At 72.6% G+C, this 3,852-nt stretch carries 3 protein-coding genes and 1 pseudogene; 3 read left to right on the plus strand and 1 reads right to left on the minus strand.

All coding sequences use genetic code 11. The features are described from left to right. The coding region (locus O3Q52_RS50190) for a TIGR02452 family protein (protein WP_269655100.1) at positions 1-541 on the minus strand (541 nt) is incomplete at its 3' end. Positions 542-810: 269 nt separating this feature from the next. Here O3Q52_RS50190 and egtA point away from each other — a divergent pair. The 3 genes and pseudogenes from egtA to O3Q52_RS50205 form a co-directional block, all read left to right on the plus strand. Further along, positions 811-2,145 (plus strand): ergothioneine biosynthesis glutamate--cysteine ligase EgtA, encoded by a 1,335-nt coding sequence (egtA, locus tag O3Q52_RS50195; protein ID WP_269655101.1) that lies wholly within the window; start codon positions 811-813, stop codon positions 2,143-2,145. After that, positions 2,142-3,488 (plus strand): ergothioneine biosynthesis protein EgtB, encoded by a 1,347-nt coding sequence (gene egtB, locus O3Q52_RS50200; RefSeq protein ID WP_269655102.1) that lies wholly within the window; start codon positions 2,142-2,144, stop codon positions 3,486-3,488. The genes egtA and egtB overlap by 4 nt, the downstream gene beginning before the upstream one ends. Next, positions 3,488-3,852 (plus strand): annotated as a pseudogene (locus tag O3Q52_RS50205) (class II glutamine amidotransferase); the annotation flags it as partial. The gene egtB and the pseudogene O3Q52_RS50205, both read left to right, overlap by 1 nt.

The following is a 3,852-nucleotide window of genomic DNA, read 5'->3' on the forward strand; positions in this document are numbered from 1 at the left end:
GCTCCGGCGCCGTGCGCAGGACCACCCCGGCGTTGGGCGCGGCCGCGGTCAGGAATCCGGCGGTGTACGGCTCGTCCAGGAGCTGTCCCCGGTCGTCGCGGAAAACCGGGACGGCGGGTGAGTGGATCACCCGATCGGTGTAGAAGGGGTCCCGGTGTGCCCGGTGGTGGTCGTAGAACTCCCTGGCCTCCACCACGCACGCGTACAGCGCGGAGGCCCGGCACAGGGCCTCTTCCTGGGCCTGCGCGCCGTTCAGATAGCCCCCGCCGGGGTTGCGGGCCGAGGCGAAGTTCAGGACCGCGACCGGGCCGGTCAGCCGACGCGCCGCCTCCAGGCTGCTCTCGCCCGTGACCTCGAAGAACGTGTCCGCCGGGCCGGTCGGCGGTGTCTCCACGGGCCCGGGCCCGTACATCCGTGTGCCCTGCCGCGCGGCGGCCACCGCCGCGGCGATCGACACCGTGCGTCCGTCGGACGCGCGGTACGAACCCGCCGCGACGATCTCCTCCGTCTGCCGCGCGATGCCGCGCAGGCGGGCGCTCATGGCGCCACCCCTGTACGCGCCATGATCGCGTCCCACGCGATCTCCCCCGACTCCCCTGTTACATCCACCGTCGTATCCCCCGTCGTGCTCATGAACGCATGGTGAGCGATCCTGGTATGGCGCCGCAACAGAGTTTCCCGGCCCCAAAAGCGACGATACGCACCCTTGTGCGAGGCGCCGTAAGGGTCTTGGGTGGGACGAGCGACTGTCGGCCCGGCCCATCCGAAGCCGGGCCGGCGGCATGGATGGAATCTCAGGAGGATCCCGACATGTCCGATTCGGTGAGTGACTGTACGGAGCCCCGGCGCTCCGCCGTCACCGAGGCCGAAGTGGAGGCGCTGGTCCGCGGCATCTGCTTCAAGACCGGCCCGCCCCGATTCCTCGGTGTGGAACTCGAATGGCTCGTCCACGAGTCGCGTTCCCCGCGACTCCCCGTACCACCAGAACGTCTCGAAGCGGCCTACGCCGCACTGCGGGCCCTGCCCCTGAGTTCGGCGCTCACCGTCGAACCGGGTGGTCAGCTGGAGCTCAGCTCCGCTCCCGCCGCCTCCCTGATGGAGTGCGTGGGGTCCGTGTCCGCCGACCTCGACGCCGTACGCGCGGTACTGCGCGAGGCGGACCTGGCCCTCAGCGGCCTGGGCCAGGACCCCTGGAACCCGCCCACCCGCTTCCTCCATGACCCGCGCTACGACGCCATGGAGACCTACCTCGACCGCACGGGCCCCGAGGGCCGCGCGATGATGTGCACCTCCGCCTCCGTCCAGGTCTGCCTGGACGCCGGGTACGAGGAGCCGGGTCCGCTCGGGCACGGGCGGCGCTGGTGGCTCGCGCATCAGCTGGGCCCTGTCCTGGTGGCCGCGTTCGCCCACTCCCCCATGGCCTGCGGGCAGCCCACGGGCTGGCGCTCCACCCGGCAGTCCCTGTGGGCCGCGATGGATCCGGGCCGCACCAGCGCCCCGCCCCTCGACGGCGATCCGCGGACGGCCTGGGCCCGGCACGTCCTGGACGCGCCGGTGATGTGCGTCCGGGCGCCCAGCGGTCCCTGGGACGTGCCGGAGGGGCTGAGTTTCCGTGCGTGGACCCGGTCCGACGCACCGCCCGACCGGGAGGATCTCGACTACCACCAGACGACGCTGTTCCCGCCGGTGCGGCCGCGCGGCCATCTGGAGCTGCGCATGATCGACGCGCAGCCGGGCGAGAACGGCTGGATCGTGCCGCTCGCCGTGACGGCCGCGCTGTTCGACGACGCGGAGGCCGCCGAGACCGCTTACCGGACGGTCAAACCGCTCGCCGAGCGGGCCGCCTCGCTGCCCGCGCCGCAGAACCCGCTGTGGACGGCGGCCGCCCGCGCGGGCCTGACCGACCCCGAGTTGCGCGAGGCCGCCGTCACCTGTTTCGCGGCGGCCGCCGACGCCCTGCCCCGGATCGGCGCGAGCGCCGAGGTGCAGGAGGCGGTCGCGGAGTTCACCGACCGTTATGTGGCCCGGGGCCGCTGCCCCGCCGACGACATCCTCGACCACCTCGACGGCACCGGGCCGCTGCTCCACGGCACGGAACTCCCCGGCAAAGAAGACCTGTTCCACGGGAAGGACCTCCGCACATGACCGACCCCGGTTCCCACTCCTCCCCGGCCGACCCGGAGACGCTCAGGAAGCGCGCGCTGGCGGCACTGACCACGGCCCGTGACCGCACCGCGCTCCTGACCTCCTGCGTGGAGGATCCCGAACTGACCGCCCAGCACTCGCCGTTGATGTCGCCGCTGGTGTGGGACCTCGCGCACATCGGCAACCAGGAGGAGCTGTGGCTGCTGCGGACGGTCGCCGGCCGTGACGCGATGCGGCCCGAGATAGACGGCATCTACGACGCGTTCGAGCACCCGCGCTCCGAGCGGCCCTCGCTGCCGCTGCTGCCGCCCGCCGAGGCCCGCCACTACGCGGCCGAGGTGCGCGGCCGGGCGCTGGACGTCCTGGAGAGCGCCTCGTTCCAGGGCACGGGCACACAGCTCACCGAGGCGGGCTTCGCCTTCGGCATGATCGCCCAGCACGAACAGCAGCACGACGAGACGATGCTGATCACCCATCAGCTGCGCAGAGGTCCGGCGGCGCTGACCGCGCCGGACCCGATGCCCGACCCGGCGTTCAACGGACCGGCCGAAGTGCTGGTCTCCGGCGGCCCGTTCACGATGGGCACGTCCACCGAGCCATGGGCCCTGGACAACGAACGGCCCGCGCACCAGCGGCTCGTGCCGCCGTTCCACATCGACACGACGCCGGTCACCAACGGCGCGTACCAGGCGTTCATGGCGGACGGCGGCTACACCGACCAGCGCTGGTGGACGCCCGCCGGCTGGTCCCACATACAGACCCACTCCATGGAAGCGCCGCTGTTCTGGCGCCGCGAGAGCGGAGAGTGGCTGCGGCGGCGCTTCGGTGTCACCGAGCTCGTACCGGCGAACGAGCCCGTACTGCACGTCAGTTGGTACGAGGCCGACGCGTACGCCCGCTGGGCGGGCCGGCGGCTGCCGACTGAGGCGGAGTGGGAGAAGGCGGCCCGTCACGACCCGGCGGGCGACCGCTCCACGCGCTACCCGTGGGGCGACGCCGACCCGACACCCGAGCACGCCAACCTCGGCCAGCGCCATCTGCGGCCGGCCCCCGCCGGCAGTTACCCGGAGGGCCAGTCCCCGCTCGGCGTACGGCAGTTGATCGGTGATGTGTGGGAGTGGACGTCCAGCGATCTGCTCCCCTACCCGGGCTTGTCGGCCTTCCCGTACAAGGAGTACTCGGAGGTCTTCTTCGGGCCCGAGTACAAGGTGCTGCGCGGCGGCTCGTTCGCGGTCGACTCCGTGGCCTGCCGGGGGACGTTCCGCAACTGGGACTACCCGATCCGGCGGCAGATCTTCTCCGGGTTCCGAACCGCCCGGGACGCCGATCCGGAGACCGTCTGATGTGCCGTCATCTCGCTTTCCTGGGCCCGGAGGAGCGGCTCGGACGGTTTCTCGTGGACCCGCCGCACAGCCTCTTCCGGCAGTCGTGGGCGCCACGGCGGCAACAGCACGGGACCGTCAACGCCGATGGTTTCGGGGTCGGTTGGTATGCCAAGGGCGATCCGGTGCCGGCGCGCTACCGGCGTACCGGGCCGATCTGGGGCGACCGTTCGTTCGCCGACCTCGCCCGGGTGGTGCGCTCGGGCGCGCTGCTCGCCGCGGTGCGCGACGCGACCGTGGCGAGCGCGGACGGGGAGGCCGCGGCGGCACCGTTCGCCGCGGGCACCTGGCTGTTCAGCCACAACGGCGCGGGCGCCGGCTGGCC

Origin of the sequence: Streptomyces sp. ActVer (genome assembly GCF_027270795.1) — a bacterium.
GTDB classification, from domain to species: domain Bacteria; phylum Actinomycetota; class Actinomycetes; order Streptomycetales; family Streptomycetaceae; genus Streptomyces; species Streptomyces umbrinus_A.